The 1,800-nt window shown below is 56.7% G+C and carries 1 protein-coding gene; it reads left to right on the top strand.

The genetic code is table 11. The features are described from left to right. Positions 1–133: 133 nt before the first annotated feature. Positions 134–952, top strand: a complete 819-nt coding sequence (locus tag G4L39_RS15955) for an RHS repeat-associated core domain-containing protein (protein ID WP_425485749.1) — start codon at positions 134–136, stop codon at positions 950–952. Positions 953–1,800: the final 848 nt, after the last annotated feature.

Genomic DNA, 1,800 nt, shown 5'->3' on the forward strand with positions numbered 1-1,800 from the left:
GTCGTACGTGTGGGGATTGGATGTTTCGGAGACCTTGGACGGAGCTGGGGGTGTGGGCGGGTTGTTGTGGGTGCGGTTGAGCGGCGGGTCTGCTGCGGGGGTGCACTTTGTGACGTATGACGGCAACGGGAACGTGTGGAACCTGGTCTCGGCGAGCACCAGTACCGAGACCGCCCGGTACGAGTATGGGCCGTTTGGGGAGCCTTTGCGGCTGACGGGCGCTGCGGCGGGGTGGAATCCATTCCGGTTCAGCACGAAGCGGACGGAGGACGCGACGGGCCTGGTGCTGTACGAATACCGTGCCTACAGTCCCACCCTGGGCAGGTGGTTGAGCAGGGATCCGATTGAAGAGAAGACTGGAGTGGGGGCTTATCACTGGATCGCAAACGTAGGGCCTGGTGCTGTCGACATTGACGGGCGTTTTAGCGCCACGCGCTGCTCGGTGTGTGGGCAGTGGTACCAGGGCTATCATCCATGTCCCGGATCTCCTCCGTCTCCACCACCGCAGCCTCCCTCATCGCAACCGCAGCAAAGTCAGTATCCCGAAGGATTTGCCTTGTGTAGGCGGGACATCGACGACAGCGACAAGAAATTCCTCGAAAGGCTTTGTACGCGTGTGCTAAACGAGTGTGGAGGCCTTCATATGTACGTTCAGTACTACAAGTCTGCGCAGGATGGAGCGCCCTACCTGTGGGGCTGGGGATTCAGTGGGGGAGAAGTCACCACGCCTGAGAAGCATTTTAATCCATCCGTATGTTTTCCCTGTAAGAAAAATGGCACACCTCTTAAGCATGGTTCAGGAGCCGGTAAACCAAGTACGAGCGCATCTGATGAAGAGATCATGGATTGCATTAAGAATAGGAAACCTGATCGGCGTTACACCTTTCCAACTTATGTGTGTAGCACCTGGGCAAAGCAGGCGGTGCGGGATTGTGGTCTCACATGTCAGTGACTTTTGAAGGACTCGCATCTTATGTTGTGTGTTTTGTTTGCTACTCTGCTGATTGCTGGAGTAATAGTGTGTGGCGTGCGTATAGTACGGACACTACGCGCACAAAAGTCCCGCGGAAAGCTACTGTTGTTTGTCATCCTAACTGTATGCGCTGTTGCTGTAGGCATTCGGTACGGGGTTCTGCATGTCTTTCCATTAAGCGAGCGTCTTAGGCTACAGGGCATACCAATCACCCTAGTTCTCTTTGTCTGGGAGGAAGACCGGTGGACTCCCTTTGAAACACTTTTCCCAATCGCCTATTATTTCATCGCTGCGAACGTATTAGCTCCCGTCCTCCTGGTGTGGTCAGCGTGGTTGTTGGCTGCAAGGTTGTGGCGTCTTAAAGTGAGAGGGGGTAGTAAAGCACCTCAGTCGCCGAGCAACACAAACATGTAGAGATTACATCTCGGTCAGGCTTGCAAGGTGGCCCTATGCACTCAATGGGGGGACGGGATTAGAGGCATTGGTCAGCGTGCGTCCAGCCCTGCAAAGGAGTGATGCGCCAATGGTGAAGAACAAAGTCAGGTGCTGGTGCAAGACCATATGCTTCTGACGATCCTGTGCGTCACGAGGATGGGGGTAGCAACGATGGGGTTGGCGCGCCGCAGTGCAAAGGAAGCTGCCGTGTCCTCACGGTCCGCAACAATATCGGGCACAGGGGACTGTGCCCTCCCGCAAGGTCGCATGGGAGGGACCGCGGCCTCGCGGTCCGCAAGAATTGGCGGGCACGGGGGACCGTGCCCCTCCCGGGGAATCCCCAAATCGAAGGCACCCCAGCCCATTGGCGAGGTCGGGAGGGACAGCGTCAT

This window comes from Limisphaera ngatamarikiensis, from assembly GCF_011044775.1.
GTDB classification, from domain to species: Bacteria; Verrucomicrobiota; Verrucomicrobiia; order Limisphaerales; family Limisphaeraceae; genus Limisphaera; species Limisphaera ngatamarikiensis.